The 16,870-nt window shown below is 65.8% G+C and carries 17 protein-coding genes; 10 read left to right on the forward strand and 7 right to left on the reverse strand.

The genetic code is table 11. The features are described 5' to 3' along the window. Window positions 1–47 precede the first annotated feature (47 nt). The 6 genes from ACTCB7_RS03470 (at window position 48) to ACTCB7_RS03495 (ending at window position 6,678) form a co-directional block, all read left to right on the forward strand. Window positions 48–1,778, forward strand: coding sequence for a chloride channel protein (locus tag ACTCB7_RS03470; RefSeq protein ID WP_224416136.1), 1,731 nt, complete (start codon window positions 48–50; stop codon window positions 1,776–1,778). 39 nt (window positions 1,779–1,817) lie between these two features. After that, a complete protein-coding gene (hemJ, locus tag ACTCB7_RS03475; RefSeq protein WP_163648046.1) occupies window positions 1,818–2,249 on the forward strand; it encodes a protoporphyrinogen oxidase HemJ in 432 nt (143 codons plus the stop codon). Further along, a complete protein-coding gene (gene thiD, locus ACTCB7_RS03480) occupies window positions 2,249–3,085 on the forward strand; it encodes a bifunctional hydroxymethylpyrimidine kinase/phosphomethylpyrimidine kinase (RefSeq protein WP_463005553.1) in 837 nt (278 codons plus the stop codon). The genes hemJ and thiD overlap by 1 nt, the downstream gene beginning before the upstream one ends. Then, window positions 3,072–3,722 (forward strand): thiamine phosphate synthase, encoded by a 651-nt coding sequence (gene thiE, locus ACTCB7_RS03485; RefSeq protein ID WP_224420345.1) that lies wholly within the window; start codon window positions 3,072–3,074, stop codon window positions 3,720–3,722. The genes thiD and thiE overlap by 14 nt, the downstream gene beginning before the upstream one ends. 76 nt (window positions 3,723–3,798) lie before the next feature. Then, complete coding sequence (gene hemL, locus ACTCB7_RS03490) at window positions 3,799–5,085, forward strand: glutamate-1-semialdehyde 2,1-aminomutase (protein WP_224420344.1); 1,287 nt, start codon at window positions 3,799–3,801, stop codon at window positions 5,083–5,085. Window positions 5,086–5,109: 24 nt separating this feature from the next. Continuing rightward, entirely contained in the window at window positions 5,110–6,678 is a 1,569-nt protein-coding gene (locus ACTCB7_RS03495; protein ID WP_463005554.1) for a bifunctional aminoglycoside phosphotransferase/ATP-binding protein, read from the forward strand. Window positions 6,679–6,764: 86 nt separating this feature from the next. On the opposite strand, the gene ACTCB7_RS03500 is transcribed toward ACTCB7_RS03495, so the two are convergent. The 7 genes from ACTCB7_RS03500 to ACTCB7_RS03530 form a co-directional block, all read right to left on the reverse strand. Continuing rightward, a complete protein-coding gene (locus ACTCB7_RS03500; protein WP_163648051.1) occupies window positions 6,765–7,763 on the reverse strand; it encodes a hypothetical protein in 999 nt (332 codons plus the stop codon). A gap of 90 nt (window positions 7,764–7,853) precedes the next feature. After that, window positions 7,854–8,336 (reverse strand): hypothetical protein, encoded by a 483-nt coding sequence (locus ACTCB7_RS03505; protein WP_263478940.1) that lies wholly within the window; start codon window positions 8,334–8,336, stop codon window positions 7,854–7,856. Between the two features lie 226 nt (window positions 8,337–8,562). Then, window positions 8,563–9,906: a hypothetical protein gene (locus tag ACTCB7_RS03510; RefSeq protein ID WP_463005555.1), complete on the reverse strand. Its 1,344-nt coding sequence runs from the start codon at window positions 9,904–9,906 to the stop codon at window positions 8,563–8,565. Between the two features lie 423 nt (window positions 9,907–10,329). After that, window positions 10,330–11,166: a CsgG/HfaB family protein gene (locus tag ACTCB7_RS03515; RefSeq protein WP_463005556.1), complete on the reverse strand. Its 837-nt coding sequence runs from the start codon at window positions 11,164–11,166 to the stop codon at window positions 10,330–10,332. Window positions 11,167–11,180: 14 nt separating this feature from the next. Next, window positions 11,181–11,594 (reverse strand): curli assembly protein CsgF, encoded by a 414-nt coding sequence (locus tag ACTCB7_RS03520; protein WP_463005557.1) that lies wholly within the window; start codon window positions 11,592–11,594, stop codon window positions 11,181–11,183. A gap of 32 nt (window positions 11,595–11,626) precedes the next feature. Further along, the gene (locus tag ACTCB7_RS03525; protein ID WP_463005558.1) at window positions 11,627–12,118 is read right to left on the reverse strand and encodes a CsgE family curli-type amyloid fiber assembly protein; all 492 of its coding nucleotides are present in this window, start codon (window positions 12,116–12,118) and stop codon (window positions 11,627–11,629) included. A gap of 5 nt (window positions 12,119–12,123) precedes the next feature. Continuing rightward, the gene (locus ACTCB7_RS03530; protein WP_463005559.1) at window positions 12,124–12,795 is read right to left on the reverse strand and encodes a LuxR C-terminal-related transcriptional regulator; all 672 of its coding nucleotides are present in this window, start codon (window positions 12,793–12,795) and stop codon (window positions 12,124–12,126) included. A gap of 429 nt (window positions 12,796–13,224) precedes the next feature. On the opposite strand from ACTCB7_RS03530, the gene rdgB reads away from it, so the two are divergent. From rdgB to ACTCB7_RS03550, 4 genes are all read left to right on the forward strand, one after another. After that, window positions 13,225–13,818 (forward strand): RdgB/HAM1 family non-canonical purine NTP pyrophosphatase, encoded by a 594-nt coding sequence (rdgB, locus tag ACTCB7_RS03535; protein WP_224416146.1) that lies wholly within the window; start codon window positions 13,225–13,227, stop codon window positions 13,816–13,818. Further along, entirely contained in the window at window positions 13,815–14,990 is a 1,176-nt protein-coding gene (gene hemW / locus ACTCB7_RS03540; RefSeq protein WP_463005560.1) for a radical SAM family heme chaperone HemW, read from the forward strand. The genes rdgB and hemW overlap by 4 nt, the downstream gene beginning before the upstream one ends. Before the next feature lie 52 nt (window positions 14,991–15,042). Continuing rightward, window positions 15,043–15,717, forward strand: a complete 675-nt coding sequence (locus ACTCB7_RS03545) for a YiaD family glycine zipper/OmpA-like lipoprotein (protein ID WP_205596206.1) — start codon at window positions 15,043–15,045, stop codon at window positions 15,715–15,717. A 79-nt stretch (window positions 15,718–15,796) separates the two neighbouring features. Continuing rightward, window positions 15,797–16,648, forward strand: coding sequence for a 23S rRNA (adenine(2030)-N(6))-methyltransferase RlmJ (locus ACTCB7_RS03550; protein ID WP_163648060.1), 852 nt, complete (start codon window positions 15,797–15,799; stop codon window positions 16,646–16,648). Window positions 16,649–16,870 lie beyond the last annotated feature (222 nt).

Here is a 16,870-nt window from a genome sequence, read left to right on the forward strand (position 1 = left end):
CCCGTGACAGCGACGAGGTGCCTGGCGGCGTGCGCCCTTTCCCAGACATGAACCTTGAACGATTTCGGCGCCAGCTGGCCAGCGTCGATGCCCTGCCGCAGCTGTGCGTGCTGGGGCTGGTTTCGGGATTGCTCACCGGCGGCCTGATGGTGGTGTTCCGGTTCCTGCTGTCGCTGGGGGCATGGCTGTTCATGCCGCACAATGATTCGGAAGCCTTCGAGGCGCTGGCGCCGCACTGGCGTGCGCTGCTGCCGCTGATTGCCGTGGCATTGATCGCGCTGTGCTTCGCGCCGCAGTCGAGTCAGGCGCGTCGGCTGGGGGTGGGCCACGTGATCGAGCGCCTGACCTATCATCAGGGGCGGCTGCCGCTGCGCAACTGGCTCAACCAGTGGTGGGTGGGCGTGATCTCCGTGCTCGGCGGGCTCTCCGCCGGCCGCGAGGGGCCGGCGATCCATCTTGGCGCGGCCGCCGCCAGCGGGCTGGGCCAGCGCCTGCGCCTGCCCCACAACAGCCTGCGCGTGCTGGTCGGCTGCGGTACCGCGGCGGCGATCTCGGCATCGTTCAACACGCCCATCGCCGGGGTCATCTTCGCCATGGAAGTGGTGATCATGGAGTACACCATCGCCGGCTTCATGCCGGTGATCCTGGCCTCGACGATGAGTGCGGTGGTTGCCCAGCTGGCCTACGGCACCGAGCCGGCCTTCCAGGTGCCGATCGTCAAGCTGGGCTCGCTGCTCAACCTGCCGTGGATTGCCACCAGCGCCCTGCTGATCGGCCTGCTGGCCGGGCTGTTCATCCGTATCGCCCAGCGCGGCACGCTGCTCGCCGGCTGGCCGCTCGTCGCCCGGCTGATGCTGCCGGGCGTGGCCGTGGCGGTGGTGGCCTGGTGGTATCCCCAGGTTCAGGGCATCGGCTACGACAGCCTGGCCGCGGCGCTCGACGGCCGTCTGGCGCTCGACGTGCTGGTGGCACTGATGCTCGGCAAGCTGCTGCTCACCGCCTTCACCTTTGCCTGCGGGATTCCCGTCGGCATCATCGGCCCGGTGCTGGTGGTGGGGGCCTCGGCCGGCGCCCTGTGCGGGCTGAGCGGGGACTGGCTGTGGCCCTCGGTGGCCTCCGATCCCGGCTTCTACGCCATGCTGGGCATGGCGGCGATGATGGGCGCGGTGCTGCAGGCACCGCTGGCGGCACTGATGGCGCTGCTCGAGCTCACCCACAACCCCAACATCATCCTGCCGGGCATGCTGGCGGTGGTGATCGCCGGGCTCACCGCGCGCCAGATCTGCCGCTGCCACGGCCTGTATGTCACCGGCACCCATCACGGCCTGCATCCGCTGCAGCAGCCGCTGATGCAGGCCCTGTCGCGGGTGGCGGTCCCCGCCGTCATGGAGCGCAGCGTGGCGCGGACCCAGCGGATGATCACCCGCGAGCAGGCCCGCCGGCTGCTCGAGGACAAGCCCACCTGGCTGGTGATCACCCGCTCCAGCGAGGAGAAGACCCCGCTGGCGCTCAAGGCCGCCGACCTGGCGCGCGCCCTGCTGGACGAGCAGGAGGCGACGGACGAGACGGCGACGCTCGACCTGCTGGAGATTCCCGGGCAGCGCCTCGAGCTGGCGCCCATCCACCTGCAGGCGACGCTCAGCGAGGCCTTCGACCGCCTCAACGACTACGGCGTGGATGCGCTCTACGTCGAGCACACCACGGCGCCGATGATCCAGAAGATTTCCGGTATCATCACCCGTGATGCCATCGAGAACTACTACCGTTACAAGCGCTGATCCGAGCGATCCTTCCCCCGACGGCGACGAGGAGACCCGATGTTCCTGTGGATGAAAGCCCTGCACCTGATGGCCATGGTGACCTGGTTCGCGGCCCTGTTCTACCTGCCGCGGCTGTTCGTCTATCACGCCATGGCCCGGGATCGCGGCGACGAGACGGCGATCGCCTACTTCGAGACCATGGAGCGCAAGCTGTACCGCGGCATCATGACGCCGTCGATGATCGCCGTGCTGGTCTTCGGCGGGGCGATGCTCTACCTGGTGCCCGGCTTCCTCGGCCAGGGCTGGATGCATGCCAAGCTGGCGCTGGTGGTGCTGCTGATCGGCTATCACCATGTCTGCCTGGCCCACATGAAGCGGCTGGCGGCGGGCACCTGCGACAAGTCGCATCGCTATTTCCGCGTCTTCAATGAGCTGCCGGTGATCGGTCTGGTGCTGATCGTGCTGCTGGCGGTGATCAAGCCCTTCTGATGGCCGCACGAGACCTCCCGGCCGTGCTGGTGCTGGCGGGCCACGATGCCACGGGCGGCGCCGGGCTGGTGGCGGATGCCGAGGCGATCGCCGCCTGCGGCGGCTGGCCGCTGACCGTGCCCACCAGCCTCACGGTGCAGACCACCCGCGACGTGCGCCGGGTGACGCCCGCGTCGCCGGACATGATGCGCGAGACCGTGCAGGCGCTCGTCGAGGACTTCGAGATCGCGGCGATCAAGCTGGGGCTGATCGCCGATATCGCCACCCTCGAGGTGATCCTGGAGGTACTGCGCCGTCTGCCCGGGGTGCCGGTGGTCTGCGACCCGGTGCTGCGCGCCGGCGGCGGCAGCGAGCTGGCCGCCACGGCATTGCCCGAGGCCCTGCGCGAGCGGCTGCTGCCGGGGGTCGATCTGCTGACGCCCAACCGACAGGAGCTGGAGCGGCTGGCACCGCAGGCCGACGATGACACGGCACGGGCCACCGAACTGCTCTCGCGGGGCTGTCAGGCGGTACTGATCACCGGCACCGACCAGCCGGCGGCGGGGAGCGATCCGACCTGCGTGACGCATACCCTGCACACCCCCGAGCTGACTCGCCAGTGGCAGTGGCCGCGGCTGCCCGGGGCCTATCATGGCTCGGGGTGTACCCTGGCGGCGGCGGCGGCGGCGCGCCTGGCCGCCGGCGAGCGCCTGGTGGCGGCCTGCGAGCAGGCCCAGCGCTTCACCTGGGAAAGCCTGCGCCACGGCTGGCGGCCGGCGGCGGGCCAGCACCTGCCGCGCCGACTCTGGCAACTGCCCGCCGCCTTCGACCCGGAGGCCCTCGATGACCGTTCATGACTGGCGCCGGGGCGTCTATGCCATCACCGATGCCGGGCTGCTGCCCGATGACGCCACCCTGATCGCCGCCTGCGAGTCGGCGCTCGCGGGCGGGCTGGCCCTGCTGCAGTATCGCGACAAGTCGCGGGATGCCGAGCGGCGCCACCGCCAGGCCGCTGCCCTGGCGAGCCGCTGTGCCCGACACGGGGTGCCGCTGATCATCAACGACGACCTGGCGCTCGCCGAGCGGCTGCGCCGCGAGGGCCATGGCGGCGTCGGCGTACATCTCGGCCAGCAGGACGGTTCGCTGCGCGAAGCCCGGCGTGCGCTGGGCGAGGCGGCGATCATCGGCGCCACCTGCCACGCGCGTCTGGACCTGGCCGCGCAGGCATGCGAGGCGGGAGCCAGCTACCTGGCGTTCGGGCGTTTCTTCACCTCGCGCACCAAGCCCGACGCCCCGCCCGCACGGCTCGAGTTGCTGGCCGAAGCGGCACGATTCGGCCTGCCCCGGGTGGCCATCGGCGGCATCGATGCCGACAATGTCCGGCAGGCACGCCGCGCCGGGGCCGAACTGCTGGCGACCGTACAGGCCGTGTTCGGCCGGGGCGAACCGGCAAGCAACGTGCAGTATCTGCGACGACAGCTGGAAGACGGCTAGCTTATCCACAAGCCGTCAACGACGAGTTATTCCAACTGTCCAAAGAGTTATCCACAGCTTCTGACGAGAGGACGACATGCCCACTTCCGCGGAACTTTTCGAACAGGCCTGCCGGCACATTCCCGGTGGCGTCAACTCGCCGGTCCGGGCCTTCAAGGGAATGGATCGTCCCCCGCTGTTCATGGAGCGGGCCCAGGGGGCGTACCTGTTCGACGTCGAGGGCAAGCGCTACATCGATTATGTGGGTTCCTGGGGGCCAATGATCACCGGGCACGCCGACCCCGAGGTGCTCGGCGCGGTACGCGAGCGGCTCGACGCCGGATTGTCCTTTGGTACGCCGACGGCGATCGAGACCACCATGGCCGACCGGATCTGCGAGATCATGCCGTCGATCGAGATGGTACGCATGGTCAACTCCGGCACCGAGGCCACCATGTCGGCGATCCGCCTGGCACGCGGCTATACCGGGCGCGACAAGATCGTCAAGTTCGAGGGCAACTATCACGGCCACTCCGACTCGTTGCTGGTCAAGGCCGGCTCCGGGGCCCTGACCCACGGTGAACCGAGTTCGCCGGGGGTGCCGGCCTCGCTGGCCGAGCATACCATCACCCTGCCCTACAACGACGCCGAGGCGGTCAGGGCCTGCTTCGACGAGCTGGGCGACGCCATCGCCGGGATCATCGTCGAACCGGTGGCCGGCAACATGAACTGCATTCCGCCACGTCCGGGCTTTCTCGAGACGCTGCGCGAGGTCTGTGACGCCCACGCCAGCGTGCTGATCTTCGACGAGGTGATGACCGGCTTCCGGGTCGCCCTGGGTGGCGCCCAGGCACACTACGCCATCACCCCGGACCTGACCTGCCTGGGCAAGATCGTCGGTGGCGGCATGCCGGTGGGCGCCTTCGGCGGCAAGCGCGAGATCATGGAATACATCTCGCCGCTGGGGCCGGTCTATCAGGCCGGTACCCTGGCGGGCAACCCGCTGGCCATGGCCGCCGGCATCGCGCTGCTCGACAAGATCCGCCAGCCCGGCTTCCACGCCGATCTGGCGCGGCGCGTCGAGATGCTGTGCGATGGACTCGAGTCGCGCGCCGCGGAGGCCGGGGTCGATCTGATCACGCAGCGCGCCGGCGGCATGTTCGGGGTCTTCTTCACCGGGCAGCGTCGCGTCGATGACTTCGCCCAGGCCGGTGCCTGCGACGTCGAGCGCTTCCGTCGCTTCTTCACCGCGATGCTCGACCACGGGGTTTACCTGGCGCCGTCGCCGTTCGAGGCCGGCTTCATGTCGAGCGCCCACGGCGATGCGGATATTCACGCCACCCTGGATGCCGCCGAGCGGGTCTTTGCCGCCATGGCGCGCTGAACCTTCACCTGACGGGAGCTTGCCGTGAGCCAGGCCATGATCGACGCCCTCCGGGACCCTAGCTGCTTCGACCACGCGGTCGGGGCGATCGAGATCTTCGAGACGCATATTTCCTGGATCGTGCTGACCGGGGAGTATGCCTACAAGATCAAGAAGCCGCTGGAGCTGGGGAATTTCCTGGACTTCTCGACGCTTGAGCGGCGGCGGCGCTGCTGCGAGGAGGAGGTGCGGCTCAACCGCCGCCTGGCGCCGGATCTCTACCTCGGCGTGGTGCCGATCGTCGGCACGCCGGAGGCGCCCCGGGTCGCCGCTTCGGGTACGCCCATCGAGCACGCCATCAAGATGCGCCAGTTCAGCAACCGCGAGCTGCTCAGCCATCTGCAGGCCAGCGGCGAGCTGTCGCAGCCGCTGATCGATGACCTGGTGGACCAGCTGGTGCGCTTTCATGCCGAGGCCGAGCGGCTGCCGGCCACCGATGCCCTGGGGTCACGCGAGACCATCGCGGCGGTCGTCGAACGGGAATTCCGGCTGATCGACGCGCGCCTGACCGGCGAGCATGACCGTAGGCGACTGGAACACCTCGAGACCTGGGCGAACGAGACCCTGGCCCGGCTCGGAGAGGTATTCGATCGCCGTCATCGCGACGGCTTTGTGCGCGAGACTCACGGCGACGTGCATCTGGGCAACGCGGTGCGCTTCGCCGATCGCGTGGTCCTGTTCGACGGCATCGAGTTCAACGAGACGCTGCGCTGGAACGATGTCGGCAGTGATCTGGCCTTCCTGCTGATGGATCTCGAGGCACGCGGCGAGGAAGCCCTGGCTCGGCACGCCCTGAACCGCTATCTGGAGCGCTCGGGGGACCACGAACTGGTGCGCCTGCTGCCCTTCTACAAGCTCTACCGGGCGCTGGTGCGCGCCAAGGTGGCCATGCTGCGCTACCACCAGCCGGACCTGCATCCCACCGATCGCCAGGCGATCATGGCCGACTTCCGTCGCTATCTCGACCTTGCCGAGCGCTATGCGGAATTCCACTTTCCCTATCTGGTGATCGGCGTGGGGGTCTCCGGCAGCGGCAAGAGCCGTTTCACCGGCGAGATGATCCGGCGGCTGGGCGGGGTCCGGCTGCGTTCCGATGTGGAGCGCAAGCGTCTGCACGGATTCGATCCCCAGGCGCGCACCGAGCAGGCGGGTGTGGATATCTATACCCCCGAGGCCACCGAGCGCACCTATCGGCACCTTGCCGCGCTGACCGGCATGGTGCTCGACGGCGGGCTGCCGGTGTGCATCGACGCCACCTGCCTGCGTCAGGCACAGCGCGATCGGCTTCGCCATCAGGCGGAGGCCCGGGGGCTGCCGGTGCTGCTGGTCAGCTTCGAGGCCGACGACGCGACCCTGCGCGCGCGCATCGAGAAGCGCGCCCGTCGGGGCGGTGATCCCTCCGAGGCCGGGCTGGCGGTGCTCGAGCGCCAGCAACGCCTCTTCGAGCCGTTCACCGACGAGGAGCGCCTGCACCTGGTACATCTCGATACCACCCGGGACAACGCCAACCTGACCCTGGTGGGGCTGATCCAGGAGCATCTGCGCTTGCAGTGAGCGGTGGCGACACAGGAAGGCCCCGCCGTAGCGGGGCCTTTTTCATGCATGCGTCGTGAGCGTCGGATGGACGTCGCGGGACGCCTTCAGTACTGATAGACGTTGGCCGCGTTGCCACCGCCCATCTGGGTCACGCTGGAGTAGTTGCCGTAGCCCTGCTGGACGATGGTCGCGGTATTGCGGGACAGGTTCATCATGCCCATGCCGGCGGCGGCTCCCTGACTGACCGACGAGACGTTGTCGTAGCCGCCCTGGTAGACATCGGCGAGATCGTTGTAGCCGGTCTGGCCGATCGACGAGTAGTTGTCGCCGATCCCTTCCTGGACCACTTTGGCATCGTTGCCGTAACCGCTCTGCGTGGTAATGGCGACCTGATCCTTGCCGCTCTGGTAGATGTCGGAAAACTGCTTGGTACCCGACTGGGTGACCTTGGCATAGTTGCTCTCGTCCTTCTGCACGATCACGGAGTCGTTGAGGCTGCCGGACTGATCGACGCGAGCGACGTTATCCTTGCCGCTCTGGGCGATGTCGGACGCGTGGCCCATGCCGTTCTGCTTGACCCGGGCGTAATGGTCGCGGCCGTTCTGGGTCACCACCGAATCGTTGTGGGTGCCGTTCTGGGTCACGTCGGCCACGTTGTCGCGACCTTCCTGGGACACGTCGGAACGGTTGCCCATACCGTTCTGAGAAACGGCGGCATAGTTATCCCGACCATTCTGGGTCACGGACGACTTGTTGTGCATGCCGGACTGGGACACGTCCGTGGAGTTGGAATAGCCCTGCTGATAGACGCTGGAACGGTTCCCCCAGCCGTTCTGGGTCACATCCGCGGAGTTGTCCCAGCCACGCTGCATGACGCTGGAGTCATTGCCCCAGCCTGTCTGAAGCTGGGTGGTGGCGTTGCTGTAGCCGATCTGGTTGGTCTCGGCGCTGTTGCCGTAGCCGGTCTGGTTGATCTCCGAGCTATTGTTGCCGTTGTGGAAGCCGCCGTGATGACCGCCACCATGGTGGCTACCCTCCTCGGAGGCCATGGCGCTGGTGGAGAGGGCGATGGCGGCGACGAGTACGGAGAGTTGCAGTTTCATGGTTCGTGTTCCCTTGTGTGGTTTTTCAATCAACGTCCGGCATGCGAGACGCGGTGACGTCCTGTCGATGCCGCTCCTTGAACCCCGCCATCAGTGCTGCACGACCTGAACGCTCATGCGTCCGCGGGCGTACTGCGTGATGCTCACGGGGGTACTGCTCCTGCCCAGCTGGACGATTTCCGCGTTGCCGTAGGCCCCCTGCTGATTGATGGTGGCCTGCTTGTGATAACCAGACTGGGCGATGTCGGCGCTGTGTCCGACCCCCTGCTGGTTGATTTCGGCACTCAGATAACCGCCCGACTGAAGAATGCTGGCCTCATTGGCGCTGCCGGCCTGCATCGCCACGGCATGATTGGCCCGGCCGGACTGGCCGATGGCGACGCCGTTGCCGCTGCCGTATTGGCGAGTGTCGGCCCGATTGCCGACGCCTGACTGCTCGATCGTCACGGCCTGATCGCCACGAGAAACCCCGGAGTAGCTGTCCAGTTCCGAGCCGATGGCCAGGTCACGTGCCTGCACGGAGGTCGTGATGAAAAGGCCGGCTGCGGCCCCGATGATCACTGACGATTTCATGGTGAATCCCGCCTTTAATGGTTGATTACATTTTTATACAAAAGGCGAGACACGCTATAAGAAGCGCGCATGAAACTGATGGTGAATTCTCTGGTTGATGGCAACGAAAAACTCATCAGGTAACTGGTGGGGAAACGATGAGGTAAATAGCGATAAAAGGGGGACGAAAAAGAGCAGGAAAAACCCCGCCGAAGCGGGGTCGGTAATCCATGAAGACTGACGAAGATCAGTACTGGTAGACGTTGGCGGTGTTGGCGCCTCCGCTCTGGGTCACGCTGGCGGTATTGCCGTAGCCGTACTGGACGATGCTGGCCCGGTTGGTCGCCCAGGAGCCCCAGCCACCGGCGGCCTGCGAGATCACCGCGCTGTTGCCATAGCCGTTCTGGTAGATATCCGCGATATCGCGATAGCCGGTCTGGGTGATTTCCGCCGTGTTGTAGGTGCCGTCCTGTTCGGTGGTGGCCATGTTCCGCCAGCCGCTCTGGGTGATGGTGCTGTCGTTGCCGTAACCACTCTGGGAGATATCGCCGCGATTGTATTCGCCGGACTGGCTGAGTTCGGCCGTGTTGAACTCACCCGACTGCATCACGTCGGCCTGATTGCGGTAGCCCTGCTGGGTGACGGAAGCATCATTCTCGTAACCCGACTGACTGACATTGACACGTCCAAAGTAGCCGCTCTGGTCGACACTGGAGGTGTTGTAGGTACCCTTCTGCAACGACGTCACGCTGTTGGTATAGCCGCCCTGGGTAACGTCGGACTGGTTGCCATAGCCACGCTGGGTGATATCGGCCGTGTCGAAGTAGCCGTCCTGAGTGACCGTCGACTCGTTGTAGGTGCCGCGCTGCATCGAGGTGGCGCTGTTGGTGTAGCCGTCGGCGCCCTGGGTGATGTCGGACTGGTTGCCGTAGCCGCGCTGGGTGACGTCGACCGTGCCGAAGTAGCCGTCCTGAGCGACCGTCGACTCGTTGTAGGTGCCGCGCTGCACCGAGGTCACGGCGTTGGTGTAGCTATCGGCGCCCTGGGTGACGTTGGACTGGTTGCCGTAGCCGCGCTGGGTGATATCGACCGTGCCGAGCATCCCCGCCTGGGTGATCGCGGAGGCGTTGGTCTGGCCGGCCTGCAGGGTGGTCGCGCTGTTGCGATACCCCGACTGGGTAATCGCCGACTGGTTGGCGTAACCGCGCTGCGTGATGGTGGCGTCGCTGCGCCAGCCGCGCTGGGTGACGGCGGCGTCGTTGTTCTGCCCGCGCTGGGTGATCGAGGCGCGGCTCCTCATGCCGTCCTGATCGATGGCGGCGCTGTTGAGATAACCGCGCTGCAGCAGGGTGGCCTGCCCCCGGTAGCCATTCTGCATCAGGGAAGCGTCGTTACCCTGCCCGTACTGGCGCAGCTCGGCGCGGGAGCGCCAGCCCGACTGCTGGTAACTGGCCGTGCCGCCGTTGCCGAACTGGTAGGCATTGAGCTGATTGCCGTAGCCATCCTGTTCGACCGTGATGTCGTTGCCATCTGCCATCGCCTGGGACGACAAGGCAATCGAGGCGGACAGAATCGCGATCTTGAGTTTCATGTGCTGTTCCCACCCTGTGGCTGCTCGTGATCGAGCGACGAGATTCGCGCACCGGCACGCCCGGACGCGTCACTCCGTCTTGCGGATTCATGGTGCCGAGACGGCGGGAGGGCCTCGCATCAGCGATCCTGCTGAACGACGTTTCTCGCCGTCACGGCATTCCGTTCTGTCATTGCTGGCATGGTTTTTTGCACTGCCTTTCGAAGTCTTTACAAAGTGAAAAAATGCAGCAATCAGAAGTAAATGCCATTTTTCATGCTGGCCGGACTGATGTGAGAGACGATGTTTTTAAAGTGCACAGATAAGTCACAAGTTTGTCTTTCAGCATGGCCTGTCGAGAGAAACAGCGGGGTGGCGGTCAGGCTGCAGGCATGAAAAAAGCGCCCCGCAGGGCGCTCAGGCACTATCGCGCGAGCCGGGCTGTCAGAGCATGGGAGTGGGCGCCTCCAGGTAGGCGCTGAGAATCGGGTCGTCACGCTCGGCGGGATTGGCCAGTGTCCACAGGCCGTTCTGGATACCCCGGGCGATGAGGTGAATCACCGAGGACTCGATGGCCGACATGACCGCCATCTGCACGGGCTCGTTGTTGGTGTAGCCGATCTCGCCTTCCAGCAAGCGCTTGAAATCGATGAAACGATATACGCCGGCGCGAATCTCGTGGGAGAAGATGGTCTTGCTGGTGGTGACATTGGCCAGCACCTCCCCGGTGGCGATATCCACTGCCCGCAGATTGACCGTGACCTGATCCACCTGGTACTGACCGGAGGCACCGATCCCGAAATATTCCGCCCCGGCACCCCCGGTACGCAGGTTGGAGTCGTAGGCGATGATGCCACCCTCGAGCAGGACCCGTGCCGCATCCAGCGAGCTGAGGGCATCAGTCTGGCCGTTGCGTTCCAGGTTGGCGCGAATGATCTTGCGCTCGGTCAGCAGGTTCTGCAGCCCCACCCGTTCGAGGGGCACGAACCAGCCGGAGTCGGCGAGTGCCCCGCTGAGCATCGCCGCGCCGCCCTGGGTGACGGCGGTGGAAAAGGTACTGGCCGGCTGAGGCTTGTACTGCCCCGTCTGATCACGGAAGTCATAGACCGCGGCGTAGATCCTGGCGCTCGGCTTGGGCAGGCTGATCAGATCCCCGTAGGTGCCGGAGCGCGGCATCAGCGTCGCGGGGGCCGCCTCGAGCCCTTCCGCGGTGGTCACCATGCTCGAGCAGCCGCTCAGAGCCAGCAGGGAGATGACAAGGCAGGCCGTCAATCCTTTCATGGTGTTCGCCCTCATCAGAAGTTGTTGGCGGCGGAGCCGAGGTTGATGTTGGTGACTTCCCCGGTGCGGCGATCGGTGATCTGCATCTGGAAGCCGCCGTTGCCATTGCTGACGATCTGAATCTTCAGTTCGGCGCTGTCAATGGTGCTGGTGCGTCCGGGATCGGTGGATTTCACGGCGTCGTCGATGGCGTCAGAGACCAGACTGTTGCGCAGGTCCTGGATGAACAGGTCGGTTTCGCTGAAACTGCCGAAATCCGGGGCGTTGGGGTCCTTATTGTCATCCTGGGCCTGGGCCTTGTTGAGCAGGTAGTTGCCGTTCAACGGGTCGCCGCCGAACGACGGATTGATCGGTCGATAGACCAGTTCTCCTGCCTGGGCGGTGCCCGTGGCCAGGGCCAGAGACAACAGCAGCGGCTTGATTCTCATCGGGGTTCCCTCGCGTGTGTCGTTGGGCCGGCTCACCATTCGTCGTCGGCCAGATCTCCATTGCGGTCCAGTGCCTGCATGACCTTGCGACGCAGCACCAGATCCTCGACCTGCTCCACGGCGGCCTGGGCATACTGATCGATGTCGCTCAAGCGGGGCGGCAGGGTGGCCCGGTACAGGATGCGGTTGCCCTCGGCGACCCAGACGAGGCTGCCCCAGCGTGCCGAGGGGCGCTCGTGGATCACCAGGTTGGTGTTGTTGAGCACGACACTGTCCAGCCGGCGCTGGCTGAACTGCTGGTAGAACGTCTTGCCGACCATGGTGATGGTGCGGTCCACCACCAGGCCGTTGAGCGGTGACGGCTCGCTGGGCTTGAGCGTCTGCGATGTCGCCGGGCCGTCCGCACTCTCGGGGGCGTCGCTCTGCTGGCCGGTCGCCGGCGCGGCGGAATCGGCTCCGGCCAGTACCGGCGCTGCCGACAACCACAGCAGGCACAGGGCAAGGCTGATGACAGGCATGTTCATGACGGTTACCGCCGCTGGGGCTTGCTCGGGCTGGGCGGGGGCGCGCCGAGGTTCTGGCGCGCCCAGTTCATGGCCTGGATGCGGTTGTGTACCTTGATCTTGCGGAAGATGTTGTAGAGGTGGGACTTGACCGTATGTTCGCTGACGAACAGCTTGTCGGCGATCTCGGTGTTCGAGGCGCCCGAGCCCAGCAGGCCGATGATTTCCAGCTCGCGATGGGTCAGGCCGCAGACCGGCCGGTAGGCGTTGAGCTGCTGACGCCGGTAGAACTCGATCAAGCGGGTCATCAGCGAGCGCGACATCCACAGGTCACCTTCCAGCAGGGCGTGGATGCCCTTGCAGATCAACGCCATGCTGTCGCGCCGGTAGAACACGCCCCGCAGGTGCAGCGAGGCCAGCATGTCCGCGGCGTGGTCCTCGTCGCGCAGGTTGATGGCCGCCAGAGTGGTGTGGGGGGTCTCCGCCGCCCGGCTGTGCCACTGCTGCATGCTGCTTTCATCGACGTGATCGGCATCGAGCAGGATCAGCAGCGAATCGCTGGTGAAGGCATCGAGCGAATCCTGGGGGGAGACGGCGGCAATCTGGCAGTCCAGCTGTTCGGCGATGTAGTCCATGAACAGCTGCGTCTGAGGATTGCAGTCCGTGACCAGAAGAATCAATGAGTTCCCTTGGCTCATCGTCACTGCTCCGGAAGTATGGTGTTGGATCGTGAGTCGTTATTCTGTGGCTGCATGTCATGCAGTGGTCTGATTCAGCGTTGTCGCTCCCGTCATTTTTGTAAAGTTAAGTTACACTGTCTTGTAGGTTGTCTTCGCTATATGGACGAGCGTTTTTAATCTTTGGGAAATTATCTTTTTTAAATCATGTTTTTAATTGTTAACCAATGGCGTTAAAAGAGTTTTCAGCGTGTCGGGCAGGGGAAAAATCAGCCGTTTCAGAAACACGATGTAACCTTTGCGTGTGACTCCGGCATGGCCTTTCTCATCCCCGTGGGCGGGGCCGCCTCGCCGGCGACTCGACGGAACGCCGCCGGGCCCGCCGGCGTTCCGCACAGGCCTTGCTAACCGATAGAATGAGCGAAACTGAGCAAGCGAAGGTGACGAGACATGGAGCGACGACTGGTACTGGCCAGCGGCAACCCCGGCAAGCTGCGCGAGTTTCAGGCACTGCTGACGCCCCTGGATTATCAGGTTCATCCCCAGCGCGAGTTCGATGTCGACGATGTCGAGGAGACGGGGCTGACGTTCGTCGAAAATGCCTTGCTCAAGGCGCGGCACGCCTGTCGCATCAGCGGCCTGCCGGCACTGGCCGACGACTCGGGGCTGGCGGTGGACGCCCTGCAGGGGGCGCCGGGCATCTATTCGGCCCGATACGCGGGCGAGCCCAGCAGCGATGCGGCCAACAATCGCAAGCTGCTCGAGGCGCTGGCGGACGTCCCTGAAGGGCAGCGCACGGCCCGCTACTGGTGCGTGCTGGTCTGGCTGCAGCACGAGCACGACCCGGTGCCGCGTATCGTGCAGACCAGCTGGCGTGGCGAGATTCTCGCCCACCCGCGTGGTGAGGGAGGGTTCGGCTACGATCCGCTGTTCTGGCTGGCCGACCAGGGGCTGACGGCCGCCGAGCTCGACCCCGCTGAAAAGAACCGTCTCAGCCATCGCGGCCGCGCCCTGCGCACCCTGGTGGAGAGCCTCGGCTCATGAGGCCGTTGCCCGAACTGGCGCTGTACGTGCATGTGCCCTGGTGCGTGCGCAAGTGCCCCTACTGCGACTTCAACTCCCATGGCATCGGTTCCGGTTCCGGCGCCGATCTGCCGGAGTCGGCGTATCTGGCCGCCCTGCTGATGGATCTGGACGAGGAGCTCACGCGCAGCGACGGGCGACTGATCCACAGCGTATTCATCGGCGGCGGCACGCCGAGCCTGATGTCGGCGGATTTCTACGCGCGCCTGCTGGACACCCTCGAGCGGCGCGGCGTGCTCGCCGGGGATGCCGAGATCACCCTGGAAGCCAACCCGGGGACGCTGGAGCAGGGGCGCTTCACGGCCTATCGCCGGGCCGGCATCAATCGCCTGTCGCTGGGCGTCCAGAGCTTCCAGGCGGCCCAGCTGCAGGCGCTCGGGCGCATCCACGACGGCGACGAGGCGCGCCGCGCGGTGGACAGCGCCCGGCAGGCCGGTTTCGACAATTTCAACATCGATCTGATGCACGGCCTGCCTGGGCAGGACGCCGAGCTGGCACTGGCCGATATCGACACGGCGCTGTCGCTGGCGCCCACGCACCTTTCCTGGTATCAGCTCACCATCGAGCCCAATACCGAATTCCACTCCCGGCCGCCGCCCCTGCCGGAGGACGAGACGCTGTGGGCGATCCAGGATGCCGGCCACGCGCGACTCGAGGCCGCCGGCCTTGGGCGCTACGAGATTTCTGCCTATGCCCGGCCCGGCCATGCCTCGCGCCACAACCTGACCTACTGGCGCTTCGGCGACTATCTGGGCATCGGTGCCGGCGCCCACGGCAAGCTGACCCGGCGGGAGCCCGACGGCACCTGGCACGTCGAGCGGCGCTGGAAGACCCGCCAGCCCGAGGCGTATTTGCGCCGCGCCGACGACCCGCGCGGCTTCGAGGCCGGGCGCGAGCCGGTGGCGCTCGAGACGCTGCCGCTGGAGTTCGCCATGAACGCGCTGCGGCTGGTGGACGGGGTGCCGCTGTCGCTGTGGGAAGCCCATACCGGCCGGCCGCTGGATGAACTGACACCGCACCTGGCGGCAGCCCGCGCGCGCGGGCTGCTGGTCGAGGATGCCGGCCGGCTGCAGGCGAGCCCGCAGGGTCTGTTATTCTTGAACGACTTGCTGGCCCTGATCGACGATGCGTGACGGGCGGCAAGCCTTATTCACGGAAGCCAAGGAAACGAGGAGCGTTAACCGCATGATCACCAAGCAGCTCTGGATGGCGATTCCGCTGTCGGCCGCACTGGCCGTGACAGGATGCACGACCACCAACCCGCAGACCGGGGAGCCCCAGACCGCCAAGGCCACCACCGGTGCGGGCATCGGTGCCGCGGCAGGGGCCGTGGCCGGCCTGCTCAGTGGCGACAGTGCCGCCAGCCGCCGCGATCATGCCGCCATCGGCGCGGCGGTGGGCGCCGCCGCCGGTGCCGGCATCGGCTACTACATGGACCGTCAGGAAGCCAAGCTGCGTGACCGGCTGCAGGGTACCGGCATCGGCGTGCAGCGCCAGGGCGACAACATCGTCCTCAACATGCCCAACAGCGTCACCTTCGGCTTCGACTCCAGCGAACTCACCGGCCAGGCGCGGCAGGCGCTCAACGATGTCTCCGCCGTGCTGCGCGAGTATCCGGAAACCCGCATCACCGTGGCCGGCTACACCGACAGCACCGGCTCGAAGGCCTACAATCAGCGCCTCTCCGAGCGCCGGGCCCAGGCGGTGGGCGACTACCTCATGCAGGGTGGCGTGCAGCGTCAGCGCCTGAACATGGTCGGTCAGGGGGAAAGCCAGCCGGTGGCGAGCAATGATACCGAAGCCGGACGCGCCCAGAACCGCCGTGTCGAGATCACCGTGGTGCCGACCGGGCAGCAGTAACTCCCCGACGTTCCACGATTCGCGACCTTCGGGCCCACCGGCGACTGTCGGTGGGCCTTTTCTTCATCGGAATCTCGCCATGCTTGCCTATCAGCACGCCTATCATGCCGGCAACTTCGCCGACGTTCACAAGCATCTGGCGCTGCATGCCGTCACGCGCCATCTTTTACGTAAAGAATCACCCATTACGTATGTTGATACTCATGCCGGTCGCGGCCTGTATCCACTGGCCGCGATGGAGACCGACAGGCTCCAGGAATACCGCGACGGGGTGGAACCGGTCTGGGCGGCCCGGCATGCGCTGGTCAGGGACGACGCGCCGCTGCTCGCCGACTGGCTCGCCGCGCTGACCGAGGCCCAGCCCAGGAGTGGCACGCTGACCCACTATCCCGGCTCGCCGTGGTGGCTGTCTCGGGCCATTCGCCAACAGGACCGGCTGACGCTCTTCGAGCTGCACCCGGGCGAGCATCGTCATCTCGAGAGCCAGGCGCTGCCGCCCCAGGCCCGGCGCTTCCACGAGGATGGCCCGCAGGGGCTGGTGCGCCGGCTGCCGGTGCCGACGCCGCGGCTGTGCGTGCTCATCGACCCCAGCTACGAGCGCAAGGCCGAATACGCCGAGACGGCACAGACGCTGCAGCGGATCGCCGCCAAGGCGCGCCACGCGGTGGTGATGATCTGGTATCCGCTGCTGCCGGCGGGTCACCATCACGGCCTGCTGGAGGCGCTGCGCACGGCGGGCATCGACAAGCTGTGGCGCAGCGAACTCGTTCACCATGCCGCCGGGGAGCGCCACGGCATGTACGGCAGCGGCCTGGTGGTGCGCAACCCGCCCTGGGGGCTGGATACCGAGCTGTCGGCGGCCATGCAGCGCCTGGCGCCGCTGTGGGGCCGAGGGGCGCGGCACAGCGGGAAATGGTGGACGACAGAGTGAGCCGGCCCGTGGCGGCCGGCGTCACTTGCCGATACAGAATGTAAAATAAGTCATAAAATCAATAGTTTATAGTTTTAAGGGAGTAAATGGGGATCAAAAATGATCAAGAAACCACGTAACCTACTCCTGAATCCGTGAGACCGGCCCCCAGGAATGCTTCTAACCTACTGAACTGCATGGCAATATAGCGAATATCGCCATTCACCCAGATAGTGCCATGCC

This window comes from Modicisalibacter sp. (assembly GCF_055145905.1).

Coding starts and splice junctions, on each gene's coding strand:
- hemJ (WP_163648046.1), top strand. CDS start 1,818: ATGTTCCTGTGGATGAAAGCCCTGCACCTGATGGCCATGGTGACCTGG.
- hemW (WP_463005560.1), top strand. CDS start 13,815: ATGAGGCCGTTGCCCGAACTGGCGCTGTACGTGCATGTGCCCTGGTGC.
- ACTCB7_RS03530 (WP_463005559.1), bottom strand. CDS start 12,795: ATGAGCCAAGGGAACTCATTGATTCTTCTGGTCACGGACTGCAATCCT.
- thiE (WP_224420345.1), top strand. CDS start 3,072: ATGACCGTTCATGACTGGCGCCGGGGCGTCTATGCCATCACCGATGCC.
- thiD (WP_463005553.1), top strand. CDS start 2,249: ATGGCCGCACGAGACCTCCCGGCCGTGCTGGTGCTGGCGGGCCACGAT.
- ACTCB7_RS03505 (WP_263478940.1), bottom strand. CDS start 8,336: ATGAAATCGTCAGTGATCATCGGGGCCGCAGCCGGCCTTTTCATCACG.
- ACTCB7_RS03525 (WP_463005558.1), bottom strand. CDS start 12,118: ATGAACATGCCTGTCATCAGCCTTGCCCTGTGCCTGCTGTGGTTGTCG.
- ACTCB7_RS03520 (WP_463005557.1), bottom strand. CDS start 11,594: ATGAGAATCAAGCCGCTGCTGTTGTCTCTGGCCCTGGCCACGGGCACC.
- ACTCB7_RS03510 (WP_463005555.1), bottom strand. CDS start 9,906: ATGAAACTCAAGATCGCGATTCTGTCCGCCTCGATTGCCTTGTCGTCC.
- ACTCB7_RS03500 (WP_163648051.1), bottom strand. CDS start 7,763: ATGAAACTGCAACTCTCCGTACTCGTCGCCGCCATCGCCCTCTCCACC.
- ACTCB7_RS03550 (WP_163648060.1), top strand. CDS start 15,797: ATGCTTGCCTATCAGCACGCCTATCATGCCGGCAACTTCGCCGACGTT.
- ACTCB7_RS03545 (WP_205596206.1), top strand. CDS start 15,043: ATGATCACCAAGCAGCTCTGGATGGCGATTCCGCTGTCGGCCGCACTG.
- hemL (WP_224420344.1), top strand. CDS start 3,799: ATGCCCACTTCCGCGGAACTTTTCGAACAGGCCTGCCGGCACATTCCC.
- ACTCB7_RS03515 (WP_463005556.1), bottom strand. CDS start 11,166: ATGAAAGGATTGACGGCCTGCCTTGTCATCTCCCTGCTGGCTCTGAGC.
- rdgB (WP_224416146.1), top strand. CDS start 13,225: ATGGAGCGACGACTGGTACTGGCCAGCGGCAACCCCGGCAAGCTGCGC.
- ACTCB7_RS03470 (WP_224416136.1), top strand. CDS start 48: ATGAACCTTGAACGATTTCGGCGCCAGCTGGCCAGCGTCGATGCCCTG.